The 26,602-nt window shown below is 34.7% G+C and carries 41 protein-coding genes; 9 read left to right on the top strand and 32 right to left on the bottom strand.

Annotated elements, in window-relative coordinates:
• The 10 genes from OIU80_RS19900 to OIU80_RS19855 form a co-directional block, all read right to left on the bottom strand.
• Positions 1-228, bottom strand: coding sequence for a hypothetical protein (locus tag OIU80_RS19900; protein WP_264288719.1), 228 nt, complete (start codon positions 226-228; stop codon positions 1-3).
• The gene (locus tag OIU80_RS19895; RefSeq protein ID WP_264288718.1) at positions 228-680 is read right to left on the bottom strand and encodes a hypothetical protein; all 453 of its coding nucleotides are present in this window, start codon (positions 678-680) and stop codon (positions 228-230) included. Before OIU80_RS19895 ends, OIU80_RS19900 begins: the two co-directional genes overlap by 1 nt.
• A gap of 17 nt (positions 681-697) precedes the next feature.
• On the bottom strand, positions 698-1,735 hold the full coding sequence (locus tag OIU80_RS19890; protein WP_264288717.1) for a hypothetical protein: 1,038 nt from the start codon (positions 1,733-1,735) through the stop codon (positions 698-700).
• Between the two features lie 3 nt (positions 1,736-1,738).
• Positions 1,739-2,338, bottom strand: coding sequence for a DUF6046 domain-containing protein (locus OIU80_RS19885; RefSeq protein WP_264288716.1), 600 nt, complete (start codon positions 2,336-2,338; stop codon positions 1,739-1,741).
• Positions 2,339-2,531: 193 nt separating this feature from the next.
• Positions 2,532-2,861, bottom strand: a complete 330-nt coding sequence (locus tag OIU80_RS19880) for a hypothetical protein (protein ID WP_264288715.1) — start codon at positions 2,859-2,861, stop codon at positions 2,532-2,534.
• 2 nt (positions 2,862-2,863) lie between these two features.
• Positions 2,864-3,262 (bottom strand): hypothetical protein, encoded by a 399-nt coding sequence (locus OIU80_RS19875; protein ID WP_264288714.1) that lies wholly within the window; start codon positions 3,260-3,262, stop codon positions 2,864-2,866.
• 17 nt (positions 3,263-3,279) lie between these two features.
• Complete coding sequence (locus OIU80_RS19870; RefSeq protein WP_264288713.1) at positions 3,280-4,527, bottom strand: DUF2586 family protein; 1,248 nt, start codon at positions 4,525-4,527, stop codon at positions 3,280-3,282.
• Between the two features lies 1 nt (position 4,528).
• The gene (locus OIU80_RS19865) at positions 4,529-4,873 is read right to left on the bottom strand and encodes a hypothetical protein (RefSeq protein ID WP_264288712.1); all 345 of its coding nucleotides are present in this window, start codon (positions 4,871-4,873) and stop codon (positions 4,529-4,531) included.
• A 10-nt stretch (positions 4,874-4,883) separates the two neighbouring features.
• Positions 4,884-5,765 carry a hypothetical protein gene (locus OIU80_RS19860; RefSeq protein ID WP_264288711.1) on the bottom strand — a complete coding sequence of 294 codons (882 nt, stop codon included), beginning with the start codon at positions 5,763-5,765 and terminating at the stop codon, positions 4,884-4,886.
• Between the two features lie 30 nt (positions 5,766-5,795).
• Entirely contained in the window at positions 5,796-6,932 is a 1,137-nt protein-coding gene (locus OIU80_RS19855; protein WP_264288710.1) for a head maturation protease, ClpP-related, read from the bottom strand.
• A 112-nt stretch (positions 6,933-7,044) separates the two neighbouring features.
• On the opposite strand from OIU80_RS19855, the gene OIU80_RS19850 reads away from it, so the two are divergent.
• The 8 genes from OIU80_RS19850 to OIU80_RS19815 all read left to right on the top strand — a co-directional run bounded on the left by OIU80_RS19850 (position 7,045) and on the right by OIU80_RS19815 (position 15,151).
• Positions 7,045-7,482, top strand: coding sequence for a terminase gpP N-terminus-related DNA-binding protein (locus OIU80_RS19850; protein ID WP_264288709.1), 438 nt, complete (start codon positions 7,045-7,047; stop codon positions 7,480-7,482).
• Complete coding sequence (locus tag OIU80_RS19845) at positions 7,482-9,038, top strand: hypothetical protein (protein ID WP_264288708.1); 1,557 nt, start codon at positions 7,482-7,484, stop codon at positions 9,036-9,038. Before OIU80_RS19850 ends, OIU80_RS19845 begins: the two co-directional genes overlap by 1 nt.
• A gap of 20 nt (positions 9,039-9,058) precedes the next feature.
• On the top strand, positions 9,059-9,484 hold the full coding sequence (locus tag OIU80_RS19840; protein WP_264288707.1) for a DUF1320 domain-containing protein: 426 nt from the start codon (positions 9,059-9,061) through the stop codon (positions 9,482-9,484).
• 19 nt (positions 9,485-9,503) lie between these two features.
• Positions 9,504-10,760, top strand: coding sequence for a DUF935 domain-containing protein (locus OIU80_RS19835; RefSeq protein ID WP_264288706.1), 1,257 nt, complete (start codon positions 9,504-9,506; stop codon positions 10,758-10,760).
• Between the two features lie 14 nt (positions 10,761-10,774).
• Positions 10,775-12,118, top strand: a complete 1,344-nt coding sequence (locus tag OIU80_RS19830) for a phage head morphogenesis protein (protein WP_264288705.1) — start codon at positions 10,775-10,777, stop codon at positions 12,116-12,118.
• Positions 12,119-12,219: 101 nt separating this feature from the next.
• A complete protein-coding gene (locus OIU80_RS19825) occupies positions 12,220-14,046 on the top strand; it encodes a phage tail tape measure protein (RefSeq protein WP_264288704.1) in 1,827 nt (608 codons plus the stop codon).
• 18 nt (positions 14,047-14,064) lie between these two features.
• On the top strand, positions 14,065-14,619 hold the full coding sequence (locus OIU80_RS19820; protein WP_264288703.1) for a phage virion morphogenesis protein: 555 nt from the start codon (positions 14,065-14,067) through the stop codon (positions 14,617-14,619).
• Between the two features lie 10 nt (positions 14,620-14,629).
• Positions 14,630-15,151 carry a hypothetical protein gene (locus OIU80_RS19815; RefSeq protein ID WP_264288702.1) on the top strand — a complete coding sequence of 174 codons (522 nt, stop codon included), beginning with the start codon at positions 14,630-14,632 and terminating at the stop codon, positions 15,149-15,151.
• Here OIU80_RS19815 and OIU80_RS19810 read toward each other — a convergent pair.
• The 22 genes from OIU80_RS19810 to OIU80_RS19705 all read right to left on the bottom strand — a co-directional run bounded on the left by OIU80_RS19810 (position 15,148) and on the right by OIU80_RS19705 (position 25,233).
• On the bottom strand, positions 15,148-15,453 hold the full coding sequence (locus OIU80_RS19810) for a DUF6150 family protein (RefSeq protein WP_264288701.1): 306 nt from the start codon (positions 15,451-15,453) through the stop codon (positions 15,148-15,150). The two genes, OIU80_RS19815 and OIU80_RS19810, sit on opposite strands and share 4 nt — an antisense overlap.
• 11 nt (positions 15,454-15,464) lie before the next feature.
• Positions 15,465-15,683 (bottom strand): hypothetical protein, encoded by a 219-nt coding sequence (locus tag OIU80_RS19805; protein ID WP_264288700.1) that lies wholly within the window; start codon positions 15,681-15,683, stop codon positions 15,465-15,467.
• Positions 15,684-15,792: 109 nt separating this feature from the next.
• Positions 15,793-16,296 (bottom strand): hypothetical protein, encoded by a 504-nt coding sequence (locus OIU80_RS19800; RefSeq protein WP_264288699.1) that lies wholly within the window; start codon positions 16,294-16,296, stop codon positions 15,793-15,795.
• Between the two features lie 55 nt (positions 16,297-16,351).
• A complete protein-coding gene (locus tag OIU80_RS19795; RefSeq protein ID WP_264288698.1) occupies positions 16,352-16,501 on the bottom strand; it encodes a hypothetical protein in 150 nt (49 codons plus the stop codon).
• Positions 16,502-16,589: 88 nt separating this feature from the next.
• Positions 16,590-16,958, bottom strand: coding sequence for a hypothetical protein (locus tag OIU80_RS19790; RefSeq protein WP_264288697.1), 369 nt, complete (start codon positions 16,956-16,958; stop codon positions 16,590-16,592).
• 21 nt (positions 16,959-16,979) lie between these two features.
• Positions 16,980-17,426: a hypothetical protein gene (locus OIU80_RS19785; protein WP_264288696.1), complete on the bottom strand. Its 447-nt coding sequence runs from the start codon at positions 17,424-17,426 to the stop codon at positions 16,980-16,982.
• Positions 17,404-17,784 (bottom strand): hypothetical protein, encoded by a 381-nt coding sequence (locus OIU80_RS19780; protein ID WP_264288695.1) that lies wholly within the window; start codon positions 17,782-17,784, stop codon positions 17,404-17,406. The genes OIU80_RS19785 and OIU80_RS19780 overlap by 23 nt, the downstream gene beginning before the upstream one ends.
• Positions 17,784-18,101, bottom strand: coding sequence for a hypothetical protein (locus tag OIU80_RS19775; protein ID WP_264288694.1), 318 nt, complete (start codon positions 18,099-18,101; stop codon positions 17,784-17,786). Before OIU80_RS19775 ends, OIU80_RS19780 begins: the two co-directional genes overlap by 1 nt.
• Position 18,102: 1 nt before the next feature.
• Positions 18,103-18,228: a hypothetical protein gene (locus OIU80_RS19770; protein ID WP_264288693.1), complete on the bottom strand. Its 126-nt coding sequence runs from the start codon at positions 18,226-18,228 to the stop codon at positions 18,103-18,105.
• Position 18,229: 1 nt separating this feature from the next.
• A complete protein-coding gene (locus tag OIU80_RS19765) occupies positions 18,230-18,586 on the bottom strand; it encodes a hypothetical protein (RefSeq protein ID WP_264288692.1) in 357 nt (118 codons plus the stop codon).
• Positions 18,573-18,716: a hypothetical protein gene (locus OIU80_RS19760; RefSeq protein ID WP_264288691.1), complete on the bottom strand. Its 144-nt coding sequence runs from the start codon at positions 18,714-18,716 to the stop codon at positions 18,573-18,575. Before OIU80_RS19760 ends, OIU80_RS19765 begins: the two co-directional genes overlap by 14 nt.
• A 166-nt stretch (positions 18,717-18,882) precedes the next feature.
• Positions 18,883-19,284, bottom strand: coding sequence for a hypothetical protein (locus tag OIU80_RS19755; protein WP_264288690.1), 402 nt, complete (start codon positions 19,282-19,284; stop codon positions 18,883-18,885).
• A gap of 264 nt (positions 19,285-19,548) precedes the next feature.
• Positions 19,549-20,172, bottom strand: coding sequence for a DUF3164 family protein (locus OIU80_RS19750; protein WP_264288689.1), 624 nt, complete (start codon positions 20,170-20,172; stop codon positions 19,549-19,551).
• 4 nt (positions 20,173-20,176) lie between these two features.
• Positions 20,177-20,461: a hypothetical protein gene (locus tag OIU80_RS19745; RefSeq protein WP_264288688.1), complete on the bottom strand. Its 285-nt coding sequence runs from the start codon at positions 20,459-20,461 to the stop codon at positions 20,177-20,179.
• 2 nt (positions 20,462-20,463) lie between these two features.
• Positions 20,464-20,694, bottom strand: coding sequence for a hypothetical protein (locus OIU80_RS19740; RefSeq protein ID WP_264288687.1), 231 nt, complete (start codon positions 20,692-20,694; stop codon positions 20,464-20,466).
• The gene (locus OIU80_RS19735; protein WP_264288686.1) at positions 20,691-20,831 is read right to left on the bottom strand and encodes a hypothetical protein; all 141 of its coding nucleotides are present in this window, start codon (positions 20,829-20,831) and stop codon (positions 20,691-20,693) included. Before OIU80_RS19735 ends, OIU80_RS19740 begins: the two co-directional genes overlap by 4 nt.
• On the bottom strand, positions 20,831-21,238 hold the full coding sequence (locus tag OIU80_RS19730; RefSeq protein WP_264288685.1) for a hypothetical protein: 408 nt from the start codon (positions 21,236-21,238) through the stop codon (positions 20,831-20,833). The genes OIU80_RS19735 and OIU80_RS19730 overlap by 1 nt, the downstream gene beginning before the upstream one ends.
• 5 nt (positions 21,239-21,243) lie before the next feature.
• The gene (locus OIU80_RS19725) at positions 21,244-21,873 is read right to left on the bottom strand and encodes a P-loop NTPase family protein (protein ID WP_264288684.1); all 630 of its coding nucleotides are present in this window, start codon (positions 21,871-21,873) and stop codon (positions 21,244-21,246) included.
• Position 21,874: 1 nt separating this feature from the next.
• Positions 21,875-22,753 (bottom strand): ATP-binding protein, encoded by an 879-nt coding sequence (locus tag OIU80_RS19720; protein ID WP_264288683.1) that lies wholly within the window; start codon positions 22,751-22,753, stop codon positions 21,875-21,877.
• A 17-nt stretch (positions 22,754-22,770) separates the two neighbouring features.
• Positions 22,771-24,810: a hypothetical protein gene (locus tag OIU80_RS19715; RefSeq protein WP_264288682.1), complete on the bottom strand. Its 2,040-nt coding sequence runs from the start codon at positions 24,808-24,810 to the stop codon at positions 22,771-22,773.
• 100 nt (positions 24,811-24,910) lie between these two features.
• Positions 24,911-25,042 (bottom strand): hypothetical protein, encoded by a 132-nt coding sequence (locus OIU80_RS19710; RefSeq protein ID WP_264288681.1) that lies wholly within the window; start codon positions 25,040-25,042, stop codon positions 24,911-24,913.
• On the bottom strand, positions 25,039-25,233 hold the full coding sequence (locus OIU80_RS19705; protein WP_264288680.1) for a hypothetical protein: 195 nt from the start codon (positions 25,231-25,233) through the stop codon (positions 25,039-25,041). The genes OIU80_RS19710 and OIU80_RS19705 overlap by 4 nt, the downstream gene beginning before the upstream one ends.
• Positions 25,234-25,331: 98 nt before the next feature.
• Here OIU80_RS19705 and OIU80_RS19700 point away from each other — a divergent pair, with 98 nt between their 5' ends.
• Entirely contained in the window at positions 25,332-26,015 is a 684-nt protein-coding gene (locus OIU80_RS19700) for a S24 family peptidase (RefSeq protein WP_264288679.1), read from the top strand.
• Positions 26,016-26,602: the final 587 nt, after the last annotated feature.

Genomic DNA, 26,602 nt, shown 5'->3' with positions numbered 1-26,602 from the left:
TTAAATAATGGTTCCGTTAGTAGTGGTTTTTCCAGTTTGTGCCGCTGCGGTTCCAGTGGTGCTCACACTCTGTCCCGCCACTACTTCTGCTGTTTTTACAAAGTCGAAAATAACTCCTGACAACTCTTCGGCTAAGGTTTCGACTGAGTTTTGTTGATTGTCATTAGTTGTCATTTTTTGAAAAATAGCCAATAGATTATTTTTTAAGATAGATTTGCTTAATGCCATTATTTGAATATTTTTTTAAAATCGTTTTCAACGGCTTTTAATTTCATAACCGTCGCAGAACTCACCGTTCCAGCTCCTGCAGGTGTATTGATAATTGCATTATTGATTTCTTCAATAAACTTGGAGAAAGTTTCAATTAGTGAAACTCCTCCGCATTTTATTTTGATGTGCTCTACTTCCGAGCACCTTAAAACAACAGCTTGAGTTTTTAAACCGTCCACAATGCCAACGAGGACAAAAGACCCTTCTTTTGGAAAGACTGTGAACTGATTTTCAATAGTATCATCAATAGCATCAAGGCGAACATCTGTCAAATCAGGCGATCCTTCACGTTTTACAGTACAGGTTGTTTCGTTAATATCAACTGCCATTCCAGTTATAACCTGATTGAATTGGTTACCCTTAATCTGCCTTTTTATAACACGGGTAAATAACTCATCAACATCAGACATTTTCCAATTTTTAAGGATTAATAAACTTTATAGCTCAAGCTATTTTTTCTACTGAAGCCATTATCGTTATAGGCCACTTCAACGGTTTCTATCATATAAGTTCCTTCACGTTCTGGGTTTTGTTCGTCAATTATTTTCAAACAATCTCCTGCTTTAGTCAAGGGGTTACCATATCCTGTGATTGAACCTGTATAACCATCGAAAACAGCTTTAGCCAACACGGCTTCCGCTTTTTCTTTAAGTTCTTTTTCCGAAAAATCTCCTGCAAAATTTAAAGTTTTCTCACTTGCATTGGGAAGTTTTGACCCCACGGTGACCGTTTTCTTTTTACCGTTTGGGAGATTGGCCACAGCCTTAAATCGCACCTGCATATCTTCCTTACGTTTGTACTTTAAATCATTTGTCTTGACATACTTTCGGATGATGTATTCATGTACTTTGCTTGTATCTGCAAAATCATACGCCAAACCAACTTTTAAGGTATTTCCGTTTATCCTACTATACAAACCATGATCGCTTTGCAAATCCTGAATCACTTGATAAGAACTGGCATTATCAATTTCGAACTTACCTAAATTTACGTCTGGACAATCTATAGTAAGACCCGAAAACAACTCCTGCAGTACTTGTTTTAAATTGGCTTTTGGGTAGTTCTTTACCCAATTATTCTGTTTGTAAGGCCACATCTTGTCATCCAAGTGGAGTATTAAAGGTGCGTCTGCTTCAATCTCACTCAAAAAGCCTTCAAACTCTACATTATAGTTATCATTGTAGCCTAATTCTACCTTTACTGGGTCGCCAACTTTCAGGAGTTCTAAAATAGGTTGTTGGCCAATTTTCCCATAAGCCTTTGGAACAATAAGCTTTGCTGTACTGCTCAGCTCTTGTACCGTTTGGGTAACTTCAAAACTGGTCATGTTGTTTAACTGAACATTTCCAATTGTAGTTTTTGAATTCATATTCAAATACAGCATAACATTTGCATTTAAGGTGGTTGATGCCTGTATTAAAGTGGTTGCTAACAACCCCAGACTTATTAAAATGAGTTTTTTCATTATTTATTTTTGGTTTAAAAGTTGGTATTCTAAATCTTTAATGGCTCGCATCTTGAAATTGTAAGCAATAGTATCTTCAAAACCTTCTACAAAGTCAATTTGTATGTCCTGTATATACACAGCGGTAATTTCCAAGGCATCAAAAATTTCACTCGAAACATTCCAAATACCGTTATGCTTAAAAATTTGATTTAGCTGTTTGAGTTTGTCAGCAGGGAAACTATGGTTTTCCATATCTATAAGTAACCCTTTCCAATCAATGTCATAAGGTGCAGTGTTATATCGCTCTACAACTTCTATATCATCTACATTATCGATACTAGTGACAATCAATTTTTTTTGTCGACTGAAACCGAGCATTGGAGGAGTAGCAAATACCGTATTGTATTCTTCAGCTATTTGCCGAAAGGCAAAATCAAACTCTATTTTGTCCCTGTACAATTTCACTTCGTCAAATTTGGTTTTATTATCCAGAAGAAATACTTGTACGTTTTGCGGTTGTTGTACCTCTTCTGTAAAACCGTTATCGGTTAGAGTGGTACTCATATTTGCAGCCACAAAACCGAATGCACTTTTATACCTATCACCTAAATTTCCTTTCATTTTTATATTGATTTTAGCATCCCTTGCTCTGACAGAAATTTTAATTCTTTTATTCTCCTTGCAAACTCATAATCATCCAAGGAATCAGGATTCTCTTTGAAATAAAACCGAATCATTGCATCGTTTTGAAAGCACATTTCCAGTATGTCAATATCTTCTGACTGCGCAATTAGTGGAATATCCTCTAATTGCGTTAAACATTTTTTATGACACCTTTTCTAACAACAATTAGTTCGGATAGTGTTGCCATAACTCCTGTAAACAATTCATCATTTGCCAATACTTCATCTTTGTGGGACAAGAGGCAATTTTTAACCAAAATATCATCTGCTTTTTTAGGGTCAGCATCCATCCATCTTCTAAATTGTCCTAAAACGGTTCTCGACGGCACACAAACCAAAAAGGTTCTTGTTGTTCCATAATCATCAACTGGTACTTCCGCTAATTTTACATCAAGCCCTTTTGCTTTTCCTGCATTAATCATTTCTTGAGTAATGCCTTCAGGTAGTTTTGTATCTTTCATTTTTAAATATTGTATTTGATTTCCGTTGGAAATAATTCGTATTCTTTTTCGATTTCTCCGTCATTGGTAACGGTTCTTCCGTTACCTTTAAATTTTGCCGTGATTATATCTTTTATTAAAACGTTCTCTGTGTTAAAAAAAGTAACAATGATTGGAAACGGTCTTATCAAAGCGATATCACCGTCAGGGGCTGCTTTCTCAATAATGGCTATGGTATCAAGGGGAAGTGTGATTTTTGCATCCATTTCCTTAGCTCCCATGCGCCAACCTCTAGCATCCCTTCGCAAACCTCGTTGGTATTCATGTGCATAATTTGAATTATACTCGATGGCTGACGGGTTGATATCATGAATCCCCATAAGGGTTACCGTAACATCACCAGACGAGTACACTTCATGCATTCTTTTTACTGTTGCCATTATAAACTGGTTTTAAGATTTATGTTTCCCACCAGTTCGTCAATTGTTCCAGTTGGAACTACTGTGAACTGAACATTTAGTATTTTAGTTCCTAATAAATCACTAAGAGGATCTACATTGGTTTTGCCTTCACTAATAAGTCCTGCAGACGCAAACTTTTTAAAAACAGCATCACCAATGGCGTTATAGTATTCAACCATGTCAATTGGCATTAACCCACCTATTAATGGTACTGGTTTTTTAATCTCTGGCAAATACACCTGACGTAAGGCTCTTACACTCTCATCAAGTGTATGTGAGTAATAGATTGTATGTTGGTTCATGTTGCCTTGTACATCAATTATAATTGGTGCAATTGTAGCACCATCATTAAACCAGTAACCTGCTTTCCCTTGGTACTTAACAGGAATGATATATCCTTTGTCATTTAAAGTTTCAAGGGATTCGAAAACCTCGGTATATTTTTTATGATTCGACAAACCGCCAACCCTCCAAGTTCCCAAGGATACATTTTGAATATTTTTTGTTTCAACTTCTCCAGGGTTTCTATTCCAAGCGTGTGAAGCAACAACTCCTAAAAATGTACCTACATCTGCATATTTTTGTGCATTTCCTCTAAATGTTTCAGCATGTTCCCAGTCCTGAGCGATAACCATACTTACCTTAGTTGCCGAAACTTTGACAGGTTGCGCCCCAACTATGACTTGAAAGTCACGTAAATCAGCCAAATTGCTTAATGTGTCCGAAATACCGAAACCTTCTACGATAGTGTGCAAAGGCATATCATTTGTAGCAGCCCATTGCGCTAACTTTTGTAACTCGGTAATACACTCACTTACTCCAGTTGGAATGCCGTCAATCAAAGTAATCGGAGCCGTAGAATTAGAAAAGAAACCCAAATCTGATATCATTCCGTCAGCATTTACAATCAGATTTTTAGCATCTGTTACCATGTCTTTTAATGCAATAGTATCAGCCACTAACATGATGTTTAATTTTCTTCCTGGTCTAGCATTTCGGTAAAACTCCGAAATATGACGGTGTACATGAACATTGTTTGCATCATCATATTCAGCAGTAATCCCGAGGCTTTCCGCATCTTGGATACGGCGTAATATGTACGCCACACCTAAGTCAAGTTTTCCTGCGATGGCAATTCCGTTTCCAATAAGTCCAAACTCCCGGGCATCGCCCAATTGGTTTACTCCGATATTACCTTCGCTTATATTTACACCTCTTAAACTCATTTTAAACTGTTTTTAAAGATTCTTTAAATTGGGTCAAAGCCTCAATGAATGTTTCCGCTTTTTTGTCAGTGGTTTTTATTTCAAAGGCTTTTATCAAAGAGGCCATTACCTGATAGTTCTCTTTTGTCAGTTCTGTATCTTCCAAAAGTTTCAAGTCTTCCTCTGATAATTCTTTTTTTGAAGTTTCATCTCCTTTTGTGTTTTTCACAAATTCAGCATCTTCATCACTTTTCTTTGCTAAATCTTCGCTAGAGAATAATTCTCCCTCAGAATTGACCCAAATTCCTTTAAGCGTTTTGCCTGCCAAATATTCTTTGGCTACAGCTATTTGTTTTTCTTTTACCATGTTTCTAAGATTAAGCTACATCAGACATAATTGCCCCCATTGCTTTTGTCTTTTTAGGCATAGCAATAAATCGATGTGTAAAGTTGATTTTGTTTCTCTGAAAATCTGTATCATTCTCTGCTTTTGAATAGTACATTTTTGTTGATCCTGTACATTTAAAAACATAAGGTTTGTGATACGCAACTGATGCATGGAAGTTGGTTGCTGTTGGTAATGAACCTAGCGAACCTTTTCCACCTGTGCTAGTAAATACAGGACAAGAAATGTGCTCATAAATGGTAAAACCGTACATGTTAGCAATCACACCAGTCGTATAATTGTAGTATTGTTTTTCGAATTTTTGATCGTTTGCAAGCAAATCATTAACGTGGTCTGTACATAATACTAAAATTACATCAGAGGCTATCCCCATATCGTTGTATGCTTTTTTAAGTGATACAACATCCTTAGGAAGTAACGTTTTTCTTCCGTTAACTACTGGTCCTGTTGTTTTAATGACTGGTGTATCCGCAGTAGAAGTTGCAGGTGCTAAAGAGTGCAATGCTTTGGCAAATTTTGATTTCGCAATAGATGACCCATGACGCTCCTTAACGCTTGCTATTTTATCGTATGATAATGCGTGCAACTCATCATCTGTGATAGGTGTTGTTTTAGTTGAGAATTTATCCAACTTGATCGGGATGTCATCATCATCAAGTGCTTGAATTGGAATTGGATAAGTGGTATTGTTAATTAACACGTCTGGCTCCACACCAATATCCACTAAGTGAATCACATCGTTTTCCGCATATTGCGAGCTATCAGGGATGGTTTCTAAAAATGTTCCTGATTCTGCTGTACTGATTGTTTTTACAAGTTCTCCTGTCCAGACTTCTTTATAAACTCCTGCCATTATTTTTCTGTTTTTATATTTGTGATTTTATTATTTAATCTCTGTACCCCATTTTGCTTTGTATAAGGCTGCGAAAACTTCAGGCTTATTTTCTTCGATTGATTCCAATGCACCTGATTGTGCTGCCAGTTCATCCCAAGATTTAGCTGAAATATCAAAAGCTCCATTAGCTGTAGCAACACTAGCAACAGCGGTATTTCCTGTAGTAGTACTTTTAATCATCAAATCCAATCTTGCGTTTGGAGCTACAAGTTTCTTTCCTGCAGGTAACATGGCTTTCATTTTGTCAATGCCTAAGGCTTTACCAACCTCTTTGTAAGTCACTTTTTGCTCAGCAGTAATTTGTTCTGCAGTAGCGGCCTCTTCTAACAAATCATCGATAGCCTTTTCTTTATCGTCTTCGGCTTTTTTCTGCAAATCAAGAATTGTGGCATCCTGAGTTGTTCTTTGCTTTTTAATTGCTTCGATAATTTCCTGTTCGGTCGAAGCTTCGTTTACGCCTTCCAATTTTAAAGAGGCGATCAAGTCTTTTTTCATATCTGTTTTTTTTAAATTAGGTGCAGGGACATTCAATCTTGCAGTAAACTTTTCGAAGATGCCTTTTGTATTAGCCAGTACTTCTACCTTAGAAATAGGCTGTCTACCAGTAACAATAATTTCATCGATTAACCCAGCTTCCAAAGCTTCGGTGGCATCCATCCAATTATCTTTTCCGTTAAGCCATAATGCATTGACTTCGTCAATTGTTTTACCTGACTTTTCCGAGTAACGTTTCCCCATTGTACCACTCATAGAGGTAAGTACTTTGGCTGTTTCTTGCAGTTCTTCGGCATCACCTTCGACAGCACAAGTAGGACGATGCAGCATGATAAAGGAGTCATCGTTCATTCGTACTTTATCGGCGGCCATCATCATTACTGTTGCCATACTAGCAGCTATTCCAGTAATATCAAGATGCTTTTTAACTCCAGCATTTATAAGAGTGTTATAAATAAGATTGCCTTCGATAACTGACCCGCCAAAACAGTGAACATCAATAAATAGAATACTCTTTTTCTCCTTGGCCAATGCGATTGCTTTGATGAAATCATTGTTGGAAATATCATAGGGATAGATATCCCCGTGTGCTTTTACTTCTACTTGGTTTTTAATGAATTGAAATTGCATGTTTGTCTTATTTGAGTGGCAAACCTACAAGCGTAATTTTGGAATCTCAAAATCCTGTGTCACAGTGTCATAAGTAATTTTTGATAGGTGTTTTTAATGGCATTTTTGCATCATGAAAAAGATTGAATTAGTAGAAAAAAGTGCAGAAATCAACATTGCGGAAATGCTCTATATAGAGAAAAATTTCACTATTAAGGCTATTGCTGAGAAGTTGGGAAAGCACCCGAAAACCATTGCAAGTTGGAGGGATAAATACAACTGGGAAGAAGCGAAAGAACTACTTCAGGGAAGTCCTTTAGAACTCAATAAATTATTGTTAAGAGAAGCCATTAATATTAGTAAAGGAGGAGTTGCTTCTTTTGATTCTGTGGCATTGGGTAGAGTAATGAAAGCCTTTGATTATATGGCTAAAAAAACCAACCCGACGGTGGTTATGGATGTCTTAATGGAACTAGACACTTTTCATTCACAGATTGACGCTAAAGAAGCAGCCAAACAAACGGCAATACACAAGCAATTTTTGTTGCATAAAATTCAAATGCAAGGATAATGGCAATAGTGAATTACGAAAAGTTAACAAGGATATACGAAGCGCATGCCAAGAGAATTGACAAAGCGACTACTATCAACATACACGAATCTTTGGCTGATAAAACAGCCCGAATAGGCAAACTGGAAAAAAATTACATCGAGTGGTTTGAATATTATTTTGTGGATTATGCTACTTGTAAATCGGCTCCCTTTCATGTCAAAATATCGAACATCATTATAAAAAACAAGGTATGTAAACTTCTTAATGATGCCTTCAGAGGTTCGGCTAAATCGGTACATACAATGTTAGGTGTACCTCTTTATTTAGCTTATGTGAAAAAGGAGCTGAACTTTATGTTGCTTATTGGTGAAAATGAAGAAAAAGCAAAACGTTTAATTTCTGACATACAAGCCAATTTGAAACATAACAATCGTTTCATTAATGACTATGGCGAACAGTTTAATCAAGGAGATTGGGCTGAGGGGAATTTCACAACTAAAGACGGAATACACTTTCACGCTTTAGGTTTTGGACAAGACCCAAGGGGATTAAGATTTGGGGAGTTTAGACCTGATTATATTGGTTGTGATGATATTGATACCCTGAAACGTTGCAACAACGACCGATTAATTCGTGAAGCAATAGATTATATCACTGGGACATTGTGGGGATGTTTTGATAAAGGAAGGGAACGCTTTGTTTTCAATAATAATTTAATCCATAAAAATTCAATTCTGGCCAAGCTTATCGAGCTTGCTAAAATTGCGAATGTCGAAAGTAAAAAGCAGGGGTTTGCCAATCCATACCATCACATCAAGACCAAGGCAGTTCTTGACGATAATTTCACACCTAGTTGGCCAGCTAAATACACCGCTTTATACTGGAGGGAAAAACGTCTTGCAACTCCTTACCGAAGTTGGATGCGCGAATATATGTGTACACCTCTTATGGATGGTGCTGTTTTCAAACCTGAATGGATGCAGCACTGTAAAATGCTTTCCCTGGATAAATACGATGCATTGGAATTGTATGGAGATTTAAGCTACAAGGATAAAGGAGATTATAAAGCCATGTTTTTGATGGGGAAAATAAAACGTGATTTTCATGTCATCTTTTCATTTTGCCGTCAGACTTCACGGCAAGTATGTGCTTCGTGGCTGTACGATTTATATGAAAAACACAAACTCCAACGATACCCGATTGTCTATAAAATCGAAGGTCTTTTTGCAATGGATGAGTTTGTTAGTGATTTTGATACAGAAGGAGATTATCGAGGATACTATATCCCTGTTATAGCTGATAAAAGACCCAAAGAAGGGAAATATGAACGTATTGAAGCTGGGTCAGGACACTTTGAGAGATTAAGGGTGTACTGGAATGAAGAGGAAAAAGACACTTTAGACCAAACCACTGCAATAGACCAGCATTTAACATTTGAAAAAGGTAGTGGAGCTAATGATGATGCACCCGATGCAGTTCAAGCAGACATTGCAGATTTGAACAAAGCCACTTTCGTCAGCAGTTTTGAAATACAAACAGCTTCAAGAACTAGTTACAAAAAAAGAGATTTTTAATAAACGATACACCAAAATCCATGAGATATATTAAAGAGACTGATTACGAAATGTTAATCAAAAACGAGATCATTCGTTTGTTGACTGCAACTGATTTTTACAATTCGACAAAATTGAAACGTGCTGAACAAACAGCCATTGACCAGATGCGTCAATACATTGGCAAACGCTACGATTTGGTAGCCTTTTTTAATGCTATTACCCGAGATGAATTCATCATTACTCTTTTAATAGATGTCGCCTTATACCATTTGTACTCCCAAACAGGAATGAAAGATATTCCTAAACATAGGGATGACCGCTATCAGGATGCATTGGACTGGTTAAAAGAAGTAGGAAAAGGAGCTATCCCCGCTGACCTTCCTGAACTAAAAGACGATACGGGAGAAACCTTTTCTGAAGTAAAAATTTGGAGCGCACGACCTCCTGAAAATCATAAGTGGTAATTTTTAAAATAGATTTAAAATGAATTTAAAGAAAAGAAGATATTCTCCAGTGCAGGCGGTTCAGGCAAAAAGCGCAGTTAAGAAAACGGACGAAAGTATCATTAAAGCTATTGTGGCCGAGTTTCAGGATAGAACCCGTAAAGACATACAAAAATGGCGTCAAGCCATGACAGCTGCAGAACATCCAACAGAACCTCGTTGGGCATTGATGCAAGATTTAATAGATGATATGATTATTGACGGACATGTGGAATCTGTTTTACTCATTCGTGATTCTGCAACTTTAAATCATCGCTTTTATGTAGCGGATATTGCTACTGGTGACCAATTGGACGAACAAAATTTATTGCTCAACAAACAATGGTTCTACCAATTTTTAGAAGCATGTTTGGATGCACTTGTTCATAAATACAATGTTGTACAACTGATTACTGAAGTTGATGCAATTACGAAAGAGGACAAAATAAAAGTCAAACCAGTAAAATTTCGTAATGTTTCCATAGCTGACCAACGTATGTATTTGGAAGCGTATGGAGATAAGTATGTCAATTATATAGAGGCTCCCAATGTAATTGAGATTAACCATAGAAGTAAGTTTGGAATTATCAATAGTATTATTCCAAATATTATCTGGAAGCGCAACGCTATGCAGGCATGGGCTGAATTTTCTGAAAAATTCGGAATGCCTCTTATTACGGCCACAACAGCCAATCGAAATGATATTAAAAGAATCGAAAGTATGCTCCGTCAATTGGGAGAAGCGGCACAAGCAGTTATGCCTCATGGGACTGACATTAAAATTCACGATTTAGCCAATGCAGGTAACCCTGTCAATACCTATGAAAAACAAATCCGTTTGCATGATGAGCAAATCAGTAAACCAATTATTGGTAGTGCAACCATGACCGACACGGCTGGGAATCGAAGCCAAACAGAAGTACATGAACGAACACTCGATGATAAGATTGCTACTAATGACAAACGTTTCATTTCATTTATTGTCAACGATCAATTGTTTCCAGTATTGCAAGCTATGGGACTTCCGTTTGACAATACAAAAATGAAATTTGTATTTGACGAAACCGAAGCGATGAGTTTGGCAGCACATTGGAAAATGGTTAATGAGGCAACTGAAAAATATGACCTTGATCCAGAATGGGTAGCTAAAACTTTTAACCTTCCGATTACTGGAGTTAAAAACACTGGGAGCGAACCACCAAAAGGAAAAGAAGAAAAGAACCCAAAGGCTAAAGGATTATTTGAAAATTTTCGATAGGGGTTAACGACAAGTTGCCTACCGCTAAAGGTCAGGAGCAAACGGTTAGCCCCGAATTATACGCTGATGTTTGCCCAAAATGTAAAGGCAAAGTTCACAAAGCCAGTGGAGAAAACCCCTCAAAAGAGTATATCGATGCTGTAAATGAAGCGATAAACAGGGTTATTAAAGACGGGTACGAATCCAATTATAACGCAGAACTTACCAGCATAACGGCTAAGGAACTGACCAGTACAGTTATTAAAGCATATAGCGAAATCAAGCCTGTTTGGAATGCTCCTGATACTGAAATGATACAGCGTTTAACTCAGGACGTGTGGCAATTTTCGAGTGCTAAAAATTATCAGGAGTTACGGGATTTAACTCTTTTGTTAAAGGATGAAAAAGGAGAGTTACGCTCTCTTTCAGATTTCAAAAAAGAGGCATCAAAAGTTATTGGATTATACAATGAAAATTGGATAGAAACTGAGGTTAATACTGCTATAGCAAGTAGTCAGAACGCTGCGCGTTGGACAGAGTTCCAACAAGACAAGGACACTATTCCAAATTTAGAATACCAAACCGTTGGAGATAAATATGTACGGAGTGAGCATCAAGTGCTTGATGGTATCATTAAGGCAATTCAAGATGTTTTTTGGAAAACCCATTACCCACCAAATGGTTGGGGATGTAGATGTGAGGCCGTTCAGACATTGGAAATTAGTACTACACCAGCGAATAAAACCCCTAATGTAGCTATTCCAAAAATGTTTCAAACAAATCTAGCAGAAAGTAAATTGGTTTTCCCAAAGGGGCATCCATACTACGAAGATATTCCAGAACACGTATTGATAAAAACATTAAAGCACATCCCAACCGAAGATGCTTTTAGAGTTGAAAGATACAAAGAAACACCAGTTTTGACCCATGTTTTGCATGAGGCGCACGAATTGCATAACAATAAGATTATTACCAATACACTCATAGATAAGTATAAATCAATAAGCAAAATTGAATTATTGCCAAACATCAGTGATAAAGAGTTGGATTTAAAGAAGAAGTTTTACCCTAAAAGATGGCATGAACAAATAGGTGCAAAAAATCCTGATGCTTTGATTCAGATAAATGGAAAGGACACGGTTGTGGAGTTAAAATATCTGACAGGTAATGGAAAACATATTAAACGCCATTTAGAAGATGCAGCTGCGAAAAGTGAATATGCAGTAATGATGTTAACCAGGGAAAGTCAATTAAAAGAAGATTGGTTAAAAACGAAGCTAGACGCATGGTTTTTAAACACCGATAAAAAGCATTTTAAAGGGCTTTTAATTCTCGATGCAGACGGAAAAGAACTGTATAAAAAAAGCAACCTATTATGATATAGGTTGCTTTAATATCAGGAACCGTGGGGCGCACCCCTCGATGTTCAAGCCTGATAGTACAAAGATAAGAAAAAATAAATATAAAAAACAAATAACATATGAGCGGAACAGCAAGAATGGATTTACACATATCCTTACGTGATAGATTGGATATGGGACTGAATGCTGCCAAAAGAAAAGTAAACAGTGCAGTAGGTTCGATGCAAGCGAGGCTTAATGGATTACGTTCAAGTGGTGCGCAAGCCTTGAGTTCTCTGGGTGCCGAAATACCTGAGCTAGGAAGTGCATTTGCTTTACTGACCAATCCAATAGCTTTAGGAGTAGCTGCTGTTGGAGCTCTCGGGACTGCAATTGCATACGCTACCAAAAAGGCAAATGCATGGTGGGATAGCATGGCACAAATTAACGTCACCGCCGAGCTCACAAAAAAACAACTCGGAAAACTCTCTGATAAGTTACTTGAAATTGGAAGTCGGAACGTAGCCCCATTGGAAGAAATACCCAAGGCATTTAATAGAATTATTTCTGCGGGTTTATCTGTTAATAAATCTATGGCCGCTTTAGAGCCAACATTAAGAGCAGCAAAAGCAGGATTTTCAGATATTGAAACAGTGGCTAGTGCAGCGGTTTCCGTTATGCAATCAAGCGGTGAAGAGGTAAATAAAGTCTACGATATTCTTTTTGCAACAGTAAAATCAGGTAATGCCGAATTTAAAGACATTGCTAGGTATTTACCAAAAATCATTCCTCTAGCAAAGAACGTAGGTTTTGCACTGGATGAAACTGCAGGAGCATATGCCGCTTTGACAACCAAACTTTCGGCAGAGCAATCATCAACTGCATTAGAAGGAATTATGAGATCATTATCAGACGATAAGATAGTGGGCAAGTTCAAAAAAATAGGGATAGATGTATTTGATTTCAAAACAGGCAAAGTAAAACCAATCTTAGATATCATGAAGCAGTTAGAATCTAAAATGAGAGGATTAACCGATAATCAACGTATGAAAAAAATGGGTTCATTAGGATTAGACCAATCATCATCAGTAGGTTTCGGAACGATGATACAAGACATTAAAGGATTACAAACGGCAATTGATGATTCTGCTAATAGTCAGGGTGCTTTAAATAAAGCATATACTGATTCTTTAACGCCTATGGAATCTTGGAAAATAATTTGGAATCAGATTCAGGTTTACATCGTCCAGTTTGGAGAGTTGTTTTTACCTATCATGTCTGCTGTAGGTAATAAAGTTTTAGAGATAATTAATTATTTCAAAAACCTATATGACGAATCTGTGATATTTAGAGATATTGTTGCCGCCATTGGATGGGTGTTTGAATTCGCCTTTAATAATGCAACAGCAGGAATGAGAATAGTTTGGAACTTAATAAAAAATGTTGCAGGGGTCTTTATAGGTTTTATTACTAAAATTTGGAATGGTATAAAAGCCATTACAGGCTTTTCAGGTAGTTTTACTGATCTGTATCTGAAAGTGAAACCTCTCTTTCTTTGGATGAAAGAATTATTGGGGCAAATAGGCTCTATTATGTACGATATTTTCACACTTGATTTTATGGCCGCAAAAGATAAAATAGCAAATTTTAAGTTTCCAAACCTTGATGAAATCACGGCTAAGGTAATGTTAGATGCTAAAAAGCCATCAGAATCTGATACAGATTTAATTGATGATCCAATATCACCTAACGGAGTTCCTCCTGTAGCTCCCTCGAGCCCAATTGATGATAGCAAAGTAATCTCTGGAGGAGGTCAAGCCAAGAACTTGACTATAAATATTGGGTCTTTGGTTGAGACTGTGAATACTAAAAATGATGAGTTTAACAAAATGAATCCTCAGGAACTCGAAAAAGCCCTTAAAGAATTATTAATGAGAGTGATTCGAAGTGGTGAACTCGCTTTTTAACCCTAATAAATAAAAGCAATGAATGAATTTTCACGAATGGTGGATAATCTTATCAAAGCTCGTAAAGCATTGCCAAATGAAATAGCTGTATTGGCTGTTCGTTTTAGTAAAGATAGGTTTAGAGAACAGGCTTGGTTGGACAAGACGAAAACACCTTGGGTAAGCAGAAAGCAAAGACGGGAAGGAGGCAGAAGAAAGAGCCAAACATTATTGGTTAACACTGGACGCTTGAAGCGTAGCATCAGAAAGGTTAAAGTAAGCCAAAAGGAAGTGGTTATTGGTACTGATGTTCCGTATGCGGAAATCCACAATAACGGTGGTAAAATAACTAAGATTGCTAATGTGAGGTCTTTTACTAAAAAAGCGCATACCCGTAAAGCACACTCTCGTACCCGAAATGGAAATACGGAATCTGTAAGCGCACAGTCTGTACAATCGCACACTGTACAAGGGCATCGAAGGAAAATGAACCTTACTATCCCACAACGACAATTTATAGGTAGTAGTGCCACACTAGCAAAAGATATTGAGAATTTAATTGTAGATCGCTTTGAAAAAGCTATGAGACCATAAAAAATAAAAAATGATAATACCCATCCTTGAATTATACAAAATTATCGAACTTGAAAAGTCAAAATTCGAAACCAAAAACCTAAACGGTAACTTCTTTATTGATTTGTTTCGCAACCAACCTAGTGACCCTGAACTACACGAATATTATACGTTACCAGCTCTTTTTGTAAATTACACAAACACTGGACAAGGCAAAGACAAGCCTAGGTTAATTCAAATGACATTGCATCTGGTTCTCGATGATGACCAAGATTGCAACAATGTAGCCCCTAATAAGGTGCTTGGAATGAACCGTTTCGTTTATGTGGGGTTGTTACAGGAGATATTGGAAGGAAAAAAGCTAGGCACGAGCTCGCCTTTAAAATTTGTATCGGAGGCAATGATTGATAACCCTGTTGCGGATTATCATGTACTTGTTTTTGAGTTTGAGAGTCATGCACGGGATTTAATTGAAACCCCTGTTTTTGAGTTCGGAGAGTTTGAAACCCTCGATTTTAGAGGGAAGTTAAAACAAAAAAAGGAGGCTGATTAGCCTCCTTTTTTGTATCCTGCTTGTTCTTTTATCTTTACTCTATAAATTTTTAAATCTGCTTGCTGTGGAAAATATACATATCGAATAGGGCTACTTGTAGCAGTTCTTTTTCCAATAAACCAACAGTATTTTTTGTTTATTTGCCCTTTGTTTTTTACAAAGAAAACAAAAACATCTGCTTGCTCTGGAGCATTGACCTCATATACCTTAAATGAATTAATATTAGTATTATCAATGTGGTATTCTTGAGAATACCCACAAAAAGAGATTAAAAAACAAGTAGTAAAAAGTATTTTTTTCATGTTTTGCAGTATTAAAATAACGTCAACTGGTTTTGTTTTACTTCAGGCAAATTTCTTGCCAACTTTACATAGCGTTGCAATGTTCGATAGGACATTGGATAAACTTTGCTTATCTTACTCCTTAAAACGCCATGCATCATTTTAGCCTGGTTCCCTTGTTCATAGTTCTGATCTAATAATTCAGTTACAAGAAGTGCTTTTTTTATAGTATTTTGATGAGGAGTTGCCATTTGATACTTATTTAACGACAAAAATAAAGTATCCTATAGTACCTGTCAAGGCGATTTTAACTGCATAAAAAAACCACTCAATTTGAGTGGTTTTCTACTTAAGTGGTATTTAGAACTTTAAAAAATCAGAAATTGTTACCGAGCCTATCAATTCATTTTTAAAGAAATCTGGAGCAAATGCATAATTGGATTGTTTTACTTTTAAATCATTATATCTTAAATTTTGTCCGTAAGGTTCAAAAACTATAATTTCTTGATTTTGACCATTTTTAAAAAATACTAGAATTACAGTATTTTCATTGCCATATGTTGCTTCCTTTGTATCATGTCCATGATTACCTATATATACATTGAAAAATTGATAATTGTTTCCTTCGTCTAAAACCTTTTTAATTTCTGTTTTTAAAAAACTTGAAGCGTTTTCGCTGCCATATCCAGTATTATGTGATTTAAGCCAATTCTCAGTTTTTAAAAGTGTATTTGGAGCAGTATTATCAACTGGCACTTCTTTTATTACTTCAATTTCTTTTATTACTTCAATCTCTTTTATTGTTTCGTCATTGCTACAAGAAACTAGTAATACTAAAACTAAAAACGATAATACTTTCTTCATTCTGATTTGATTTTATATTTAATTAATTTTGGGTTTAACTTTAAAATAGAGCTGCCTAAATAAAATTGATTGCTGCAACAATTACAATAGCTCCAACGATGAAAACAATACACAACTGTCTTTTATTCCTTTCATCTAATTGAGTCAACTTTTTTGATAGCTCAATTGTTTCTTTGTCAATAATATCTTGATATCTATCTTTCATATTCAAAGGTATTACATTGTTTTTAATTTCTCATTACGGAAAACCGTTAGAAACTTAATTATTTTCATTGATTGTGATTTTTAATAGTTTACTTCTGTACTTGTTTTTGCTTCTTTTTAAGTAGTCGTTTATCGATAATTTCACGGATTGTTATATCATCTGAATCATCATTATCGAATTGAAAATTAATAGCTGTGTAATCAAATGGATTAAATCCACTGGTTAATTCATATTTCTCAACAAGATTTACTGCTTCTGAATCATCACTTAAAAGTATCACTTGTTTTTTTTCAATGGATCCACATATTTCACTATGTTTCCCTAACACTTCACCAAAGTAAACTTCAATTTTACTTTTAATTAGTTCCTTTACTTGCTCATTGGTTGCTATAAAAACCCCTTTTAAGTTTCCCATTCTGCCACAATCGGCATTAAATCTGTAAATTCCTTTTTTCATTTTAGCTTTATATTTATATAGTTAATATTCGTCGTTAAATCTTTGTTTGCTTATCCACGTTTCCAATAATGCTTGTGATATTGTTGATTTTGCAAGCTTCTTTTTGTATTTTGGAACTTGGATAAAGCATTTAATCTTTTCTTCCTCTGTTAGCTTATTAAAGTTTTTTTCAGCAGCCTTTCTCGACTCCTTGTAACCGTACATATTCCAGAGTGCTTCAAAACTTAAGTCCGCAGGCGATTTTACAATCTCGAATACTTTGAGATACTTTTTAACTTTCATCCAAACTGTTTTCATGATATTTTCGTTAGATGGGTAATTCGAGCTAAAAAGCCATTTCATTTGTTCATCATTTAATTCGCCTTCGGAGATTTCAAATAGTTTTAAATTACCGTTCAAATCGTATTTAAATAGGAATATTAAGCCAATTTCGTTGCCTTTGGCTCTATAGGTGGTAAGTGGTTCCATTCATATTAAGGTTTAATGAAAAATTATTTAGGTGAAATTGTATTCTTGGCACTTTTTGGTATCGCTTTCTAACTCCTAGTTTTATGTTTTGTCTGTCGGATATAAAAAGTTGGTTGAACTTAGTGGGGTTTGAATATTTTGGAAAATAAAGTTCAAACCACTTAAAAACATTATTTTGAAATACTTCAAGTTTTTCGCTAGATTCCTCATCCTGTTCTACATCATCTATTACGATGACATTTTCGCGGTTTTTCAAGTTTCTAATAGCACTCTCTTTTTCAAATATTCTACCATCAATAAAAATAGTTATAGGTGGTGTTTTCGATATGGGATCAGTAATAATTGTTATCTTATCCATTACGTTAGTTTTTGATTTATTGTTCCAAGTATTTCTCTTGTTACTCTTTTTTTTTCACCTTCTTCGTAATCCATGTAAATTAAAATAAACTTGTGCAATGTGAATGCTTCGTAATATTTTAGAGTTATTGTGAAAGGCTTAGAAGTTCCTTTTTTATCAATAGCTTTTTTTAATAATTTGGCTGCAATTTCATTCATTAAATAAAAAAGGCTCTTGTCCTCTTTTCTAAATCCTTTCTGTTCAGCTGGCAGATAATCTGCTATCATCTCGTTTATAAATGATAGATGATAATTAGAGATTTTAATTGCTATTTTCATCTTAACAATCAGTTTCAGGATACTCGAGTTCTTCTTCACATTCTGTACAAACAATAACTGTAGTTTCACAAGTAGCTGCTACTTCAAGTACTTTAATCCTTTTATTTTCATGATTACATTTTTTCATTTTACTTGTACTTTTTAATTATCATTGATTTGAAACATTCAATAATCTTTGATACCTCTTCGGGTTCCATGTCTTTTAAAGGCTTTTTAACTGGTGTTTTATCACTCTTTAAAAACTCGCTTAATCTACTGATATCTGCAACTTGTCCCCATTTCTCACTAGCGACAACCCATTGTAGTTGTTGTAACAATGATAATATTGTTTTATGTTGTTGGTTATTCTTGTCAAATAAGCCCCAATTACTTTTATTCTGGCCTCTTACACCTTGAACAATAGTTTTTAGTGCGTTTTTTGGTTTGTTATAGTTGTCTACTGCAGAACCATTCCCTGTATACAATTTTGGATTAGTCGTTGTCATTGTCTATTTCTTGAATAGTTATAAATTGTATAAAGTCTAATTCGTCATTGTCATCTGATTCATCTTTAAGTTTTTCTAAAATTTCTCTGAATACGTTCTTTTTTATTATTTCAGATTCATTCGGAACCATGACATTAATTTGTATAGTAGATAATTTTATTCTTCCACTGAAATACTTTACATTAAATCTAATTTCCATTATTGTTTATTTTTAAAGTTTGCTCCCAAGGCAGGATTCGAACCTACTGACCTAAGCCAACCACTTTTTTTACTTGGGAAAAGGAATGAGTTTAAAATTATTTTTGTTCGTTGAACCTTGGTAAGCGTTCTTTTACTTTTAGATATAATTCATCAACAGGGATGAGCTTTTTACCTGAGTAGTCTTGTCTGCCACATGCATCTACTAAAATATTACTTGGAAACATTCCTAATTGTGTAGCTCTTATTGTAGATAGCATTTCTACTAAATTTCTATCGCAGATATCATTATATAGAACATATATATCCGTTCCATAAATCCCTAAAGTATCTAAATACAGAATTACTCCTAAACCACCCATGAAGTTATCAGGGTCTATATTATCTGTCTCTTTTTGTAAAAGCATCATTAAGACGTCGATTGCTCCGAAATTGTTATCTGACATTTTTGCTACGACACCCATTGTTGAGTCGTTTAATTTTATTCTTTGATTTGACATTTTTTTACTTGGTATTAATTAAAATTTAGATTTTGTTTTACTCAGAATTACTATCACTTCTTCATTACTGTGACTAGCCCAGCAATTAAAAGAATGACTAAAACAAATGCAATTGGAATTAGCACTGGTGATAGAACCCACCACCATGACCAATATATATACTTTGTTAGTTTTAAGACGATGAATACTATTGTCAGTATCCCTCCAAATCCGATTCCTTTTGACTGTGTTGAATTGTTGCTCATTTTATATTTGTTTAATTGTTTATACGTTTGAAAATTGTAGGTTAATAGCATTCCATTGTCCATTGGCATCTTGTTGCTCAAAGGCGATGTAGTCTTTTGAATGTGAGTAGCTGTAGCTTTCTTTTAAAAGCTCAATTCCACGTTTCCAATTTTTATCCAGGAATCTATTTTCCATTGCATAAAGTTTTTGGATAAGCTGGATATCTAGTTCTCCTTTTTTACGTTCAAGAAGTGACATAATTAAATCTCTTACATCAGCATCATTTTCAAATTTTGAGTTTACAAAATCGATAATATGCTTTTCGGCTTGATGGCTTCGTTCGTCAAAAGAAGCTTTGCCCTGACGCTTATAACTGACTCTCATTCCCTCAAATTCAATTCTAAAATTACCTTTGCCATCAGCATGTCTTGAACTATATTCTTGCAACATTGCCCAAATGGTTTGCATGCTGTCAAATGCGTCGGTTTTAAATATTTTAAGACTGTTATTTAGCTCTATAGCCTTAGTGCAAAGGTTTATGATAGTTTCGCTTTTTAAGTCCTCGTATGCTAGTTTCTGCTTTTGTTGTTGAGCAGATTCGTTTGCCTTTGCCACGGCAAGTTCTTGCTCTAATTCTGCTACTGATTTTTTTTTTGTTTCCATTACTTTAGTTTTTTACTATTATTGGTTCTTTTACTTCTATATTGTTTATGTCAAACATTTCTGCTTGGATGTTGTATTGAAATTTATCCTGCAGCTCGATAATGTATTTGTTCAAAATCACATAATCATAGTGAATGATTATTGTGCGTTGTTTAGAATTTAACTGGCAAATGTTTTTTACCTTCTGGTGCAATTTGTATCTTCTGTTAGTAGATGAGGAGCGTTTATAAGGATTTAAAGCCTGTTGCTTAATCATTTCAATTGGCGGAATTTCAAATAACTTTTTCATTATTATGTATTGAGAGGATGCCAATCATTTTTTCTAATTTCAGATAAAGCCATTTTTATTTTAGTTTCTACAATTTCAGATTGACTATAAGAAAAATCATTTGCAAATAGCTTGGCTCGTTCTTGGTTGATGGCAAAACGCTCATGAACCTTTAATATAGGAGTGCACTCTGTGTCATATTTCAAAACCAATTCCAGTTCTTCAAGACGTTTTGGTATTTTATTTCCTATCATTTTTTAAGTTTTACTAGTTCTTCTTTTGCTTTACGTAAATCTGTTTCGATTTGTGGACGAGCTTCGTGTTCAGATGAATTATCGAATAACCATTGCTCAAGTTGTGTTATCCTATTTTTTAATTGTTGTTTTGTCATTAGTTTAGTCTTAATGTTATGGAATCAAGTTTTACACCTTTTACAGCTACATAGGCTATGCTCATATTAAGAGAAACATCTTTTGGTTTTGTCCAAATAATACTTTCAATTAGCGACATAGGTTTACGGCTCAATTCCATTACTTCAATACACTTTTCATATAGCCTTTTTCTATCTCTAATAGTGACTGTTTCACTATCTTGGTAATTCCTTATCCTAAATAAAAATTCCTTTTCGCATTTAGCCAATTCTATATTGTAATACCTGTTTATTGAACTGCTTGCAAGTATTTTTTGAGTATCTAAAATACAAGTCGATAGTTTTTCACACCATTTCCAATAGGAGTTGAAACGCTGTTTTTCGTATTCCTCAGGACTAAGTCCTAATAGTTGATTAATAGAGTTCATAAGTCTTATTTTTTGATTTTACTGCCATGAACAAGCTCTGCTGTTTGCTCATTAATTAGTATTGATCCTCCTGGGCATCTTCCAGCTACAAATGCTGTTAATCCATCTACCCTTATAATAATTTCGGCTAACTTTTTGCATAATTTTGCGGTAGAAGTATAGGGTTCATTACGTTCTTCGTGGGCTATAAATACCATTGTAACATTTGGGTATTTAGTTGTTAGTTTCCTAAAGCGTCCATAAGCCAGTTCGTCTTTATAAATTGTCATGTTATCAAAGAATACTATTTTGGGTGATTGGCGCTTATCTAGTATTTGTTCTACTTCCTCAATTTCAATGTATTCGAGATACTTGATTTTAGGGTTTTGTGGGTCAATTTTAGCTCTTTCCCTCGCTGTCTCTTGAAAAGATTTTCCAGTACCTTCTTCGGCTGATATGTAGAGTAGTGATTCAAATTGGCTTAAATATTCTGCCAGTTTTAATGCAAATGTTGTTTTTCCGTTTTTTTCATTACCGTATATAATCCAAATTTTGCCTTTCTCAGGATTACCCAAAACATCACCCCAAATTCCATTAAATGCGAAAGTTTTATACGTTTTTTCAAAAAGGGTTTTGGTTGATATTGCTCTAGCCATTTTATGCTCCTATTTTAATGAGGGTTTCTAAATATCTAAGGGTTGTTTCTTTGTTGATACACTTATTAATAAGAGGTTTTATTTTACTCTTGTCTACTAAATTTGCAGAAGCAACTGCTCCTATTAATTCAGTATAAAACGCTTGTCTATCTGATTTTCCATTAGGAACTAGCTTTATAAATTCATCCGAGAAACGACTAAATATTTCAGCAAATCCCACTTTTTTATTTTTAATACCTCTATCAATTTTATCACGTAGGCCGTCAGCTCCCATCATATACCATCCACATACACCATCAGTTCCGTTCCAAATTCCTTTTAATTCTAAGAATGCTGTATATTCCAAATCTCCCGCCTCATCAAGTATAATCAGAGGCTTTTCAAGTGTTGTGATGTAATATTTTAAGTTTGCCAATACATCATAATATTTACCCTGGTTATCGATACCTATTGTTTTGGCAAGAAGCCTGATAAACAACTGCTTTGATTTTGCTTGAGAACAATCCACAAAAAAGGTGTTTTTCATTTTTTTGATAATGTGTTTGGTACAAAATGTTTTACCAATTCCGCAATCATCCACTAATACCATCGAGCGACTTAGTTCTTTGCAAAAGCTAAGATTATCCTCAATTTCAGTGTAAACAGATGTACGAGCCACTTTCCAGTTATCTTCAAATACCTTTACTTGTAACTCACGTCCAAGAGTAATCCAAACCGTATCTGATAATATTCTATCAATTTCTCCTGATTTTAATCTGCTATAAACAGCATTATTGATTCCTAGGCTCTTTGAAAAATCACTATCAGAACCTCCGTAATTATTTCTTTTTTCAAGTATTGCTAATCTTACTTTTGCTTTAAATTCGTTTGTTAAGTTCATTTTTTTAGTTTTTTTGATTACATGAAATTTCTTTTCCAACTTGGTACTGATGATTTTTGAGGTACAAATACAAATTGATCGTCGTTTTCATCATCATCTTTAAAAATTTCGACAGGTTCCTCACGTGCTTCATAGCGTTTTATATTTTTAAATTTGAAATTAGAGTTAACCGTTTTAGGTTTATTATCAATAATTTGTATGTTCTCAATTTTATTTCTTTGTCGCTTTTCAAAAGCGTCAACAGAAGCAACGTAAGCACTTTGTAATATAATTGCATCCTGATCTGAATCAGTTCTTTCAATTGTTGCTCTATTGTAGCGTGGCATTTCCATTACTTCACAAACAAATCTTTCATTAAAATAAACTAGTGCTTTTAGTACTTGTCCCTCATTTCCGTCAAGCCAGTACACATCAAATTCTTTACCTTCAATTATTCTCATTTGTTGTATCAAAGCTTCGCCAGTTAGAATTTTTCCGTTTTCTGCAATTGCTCTTTTTTTTCCCTGTAAACTTATATAGCCAGCCTTGCAAGATGTTACCGTTTTATATCCTATGACTGGTAAAATAGCTTCCCAGTTTGTTGGTTTTAAGTTTGGATGTTGGTGTTTTTCAAAGTAATCCCAACGACTTAATCCTAAATTATCGGGATGAGGACTGTTGTTATAATCTTCGATGTCCAACATCCTATCATTAACCAAAATATCAAAAGGAATTATTTGTTTTTTTGCACTACTCAATTGATTTGCTTCGCTTTTTGCTGTTGGTCGGGCTATCCATCCTATTTCTTTTTTTTCAAACTCGTAACGTAGCTTACCGTTTATTCTCTCAATATATTTTCCTCGGGCATTATTAGCTTCAATCTTAACTTCTTGAAACATGGCTCCTGGGCGAAGTAGTGAATCCTTGTAACTACTATTCAATGAACTTTCGCACTCTAATTCATGAGGTAAGCAGTAGCCCCATTCGGTATAATTCCTTACCATTTGGCGATAGAAATCAACGATAATACCTTCCTTAGTTTTCCCATAAACAACTGATGTTATAGCCTGAGAAGCAATATCAACACCTAAATAAAACCAAACTCTATCGCCTTTTTTGTTATAGACAAAGGGTGGTTGACGGTCATCAATTGAAATTATCGAGCCTGCTAGAGTAGGCATTTCCATTTGGTGATGTGGCTTGAATTTGCCCATATAAACTTGTCTATCTCCACTTCTTGATTTGTAAGTCGCAAGGGTGTTTTCCCATTTGTTGATGTAATTTATAATTGTAGCTTGTGAAAGTTTTTTAAATTCCTTTGGATCGTACAGCTCTCCTGTATCTTCATTATAAACTTCTGCATAGCTATTTAAAAAAGCATCATAGTTGCGAGCTACTTCTGTAGGAGTTGGTTTGTGTAATTGATTTTTGAATAATCCATTTAAAATCATTTCTGTTTTTTCATCAACCTTACGAGCGTTTTGTTTTCCAGTGCCGTTAGGGTCTTTAATGATGGCGATGTAGCCATTTGTTTTAAAGTCTTTTAAAAGGTCTTTAAAGCGTATTGAAATAGGTAGTGTGTGTTCTACTTGATGTTTTGCTTTAAGATGATTTTGAAAACTCTCTACATCGTATCGCAAAGTTTCAGTTATTCCAACCATTGAACTTTTCATTTTAATTCGAGCTTGTATACGAGCCTGTTCTAGTTTAAGAACTGCATGCATTACACTTGCGTTTATAATGTATCGTTCTTGTTCATCGCTTTTGAGTATTGTTGTACCACCACGTTTAAATTTGGTATAGAACTCGGGTGCGTTTGAATCCCATTCAAAAAAAGGTTCTAACGGATGGCCTGCTTTTCTTGGGTCTCCTAATGCTTCTTGAATAGTATTGTTCAAACTATCATAATCGATAAGCAACTTTCTGCCATTGCCACCAACCTGAAGACGTTTGATTCCAAAAGACTTTTCTTTGTAACGCTGCAGTTCTTTTTTTAACCCTTCATAACAATTCCAAAATTTTGGAACAAGTTCATCCAGTTCTACAGCTACGGTTTTATTTGAATATAGGTAAGGCATCTTTTTTTAATTATGAATTATCAATATTGAATTGCTAATTTTTGTTCCCGCCCAGTACTCGAAACTGGGAGTGTGCCACTCAGGGAGGAAATACTTAATTTCAATCATCTGTTTTAAAAACTATAGCATTCGAAAATTCAGTTTTTACAACATATCCATAAAATAATGTTTGTGTTTCAACTACTTTATGAGTAAAATCTCTGCTGATGTGATGTATGATTTTTGTTTTCATAATTTGTCAGCTTGAATAGCTATTGCCTTAATTGATTCGTTATTAAGCTTGTTATATTCTGTTTTTATCCTATCAGGGATAACGCCAACCCGATCACCTCTTATTGATTTACGGATATAGTCATAAGAGTATCCATATCTACCATTTATAATTTCTAGGGCATTTTGATTATAACTTGGTTTTGTTTTCATATTTTTGCTCATCGTTCTGTTTGTATTAAAGACAGGACAAATATAGTGTAATATTTTACACTTGTATACGGTTTAACGTAAAATAATACATTATTTTTATGGGGGCTACTGAAAGAGTTAAAGAATACCTTGATTTTAAAGGGGTTAGTAAATATAAATTTTGTCAAGATTTAGGCTTTTCTAATAAGTTTTTAGATAATAGTAGCAATATGGGTACTGACAAAGCAGGTAAAATTTTACACTATTACCCTGAAATAAACTCTGAATGGCTGCTAACTGGCAATGGAAATATGTTGAAATCAGAAATCCCAAAAGAGAGAAGCTTGAGTGTACGTAAATTAAAAACTGACCGAATATTAGATAATCAAGATATACCTCTATACGATGTACAAGTAGCAGCGGGTGTTGTAGATTTATTTGGAGGTGGAGAAAAACAAATACCTGTAGATTATATAAGGATCCCTAAACTTCCAAAATGCGATGGTGCTTTGTATGTGACAGGTGACAGCATGTATCCACTTCTAAAAAGTGGAGATATCGTTATGTATAAAGAGATTTACAATCTTGAGCATAACATAATTTGGGGCGAAATGTATCTCTCTTACATTAATAATGATGGCAACGAGTATTTCTTTACTAAGTTTCTAAAAAAATCTGATAGAGAGGGTTATGTGCAGTTTGTTTCCCAAAACCAACATCATCAAACAATTGAATTCCCTATAACAAGTATTAAAGCATTAGCATTGGTTAAGGCTTCAATTAGAATTAATTCTCAATTGTAACAATATAAGCGGTGTACATCACACTTTTTTTTAAGTAGCTATCTTGTAACATGATTAAGTTATTATTTTACAGTTAGTTAAGGTGATTGTTTTAAAAAACACAATATTATTAAGTTGCTTGAGTTAAACATAATTATGCCAAAAAACAAGTTTTAATACTGTTTTATATGCTTTAGATGAAGTAGAAAAACATAGTAATGTCCCCCCAACTGTCCCCCCAACTGTCCCCCCAAAATTAAAAAGAGTAAAATAAAGCAAGTTGCAGCATGGGATTTAAACATAAAAAAAGCCCTGATTAGGGGCTAGTAATATATTGAGTGATTTAGATGTTTTCATACCTAAAAGGCTTGTTTCTATGTGATATAGGGTTAAAGTCAATCAAAAGTAGTTATAACATACAGATAAGGTCAACAACCTTTGTAATCAATTTATAAAAGGCCAATTAAAAGCTAGTAGAAAGTAGTATAAAGGTACATTTTGATTTTATTGATTTTTGGACTTTTTTTGATGTAAACCCCTTATTTTATTGGTGTTTTCGACCTTTTTTTGTATTGGCTATTCTATTACTTTTTAATTATTAAACTATA

The organism is Flavobacterium frigoritolerans (assembly GCF_025847275.1).
Classification (GTDB): Bacteria; Bacteroidota; Bacteroidia; order Flavobacteriales; family Flavobacteriaceae; genus Flavobacterium; species Flavobacterium frigoritolerans.
This window is presented reverse-complemented; position numbering and strand designations above follow the sequence as displayed.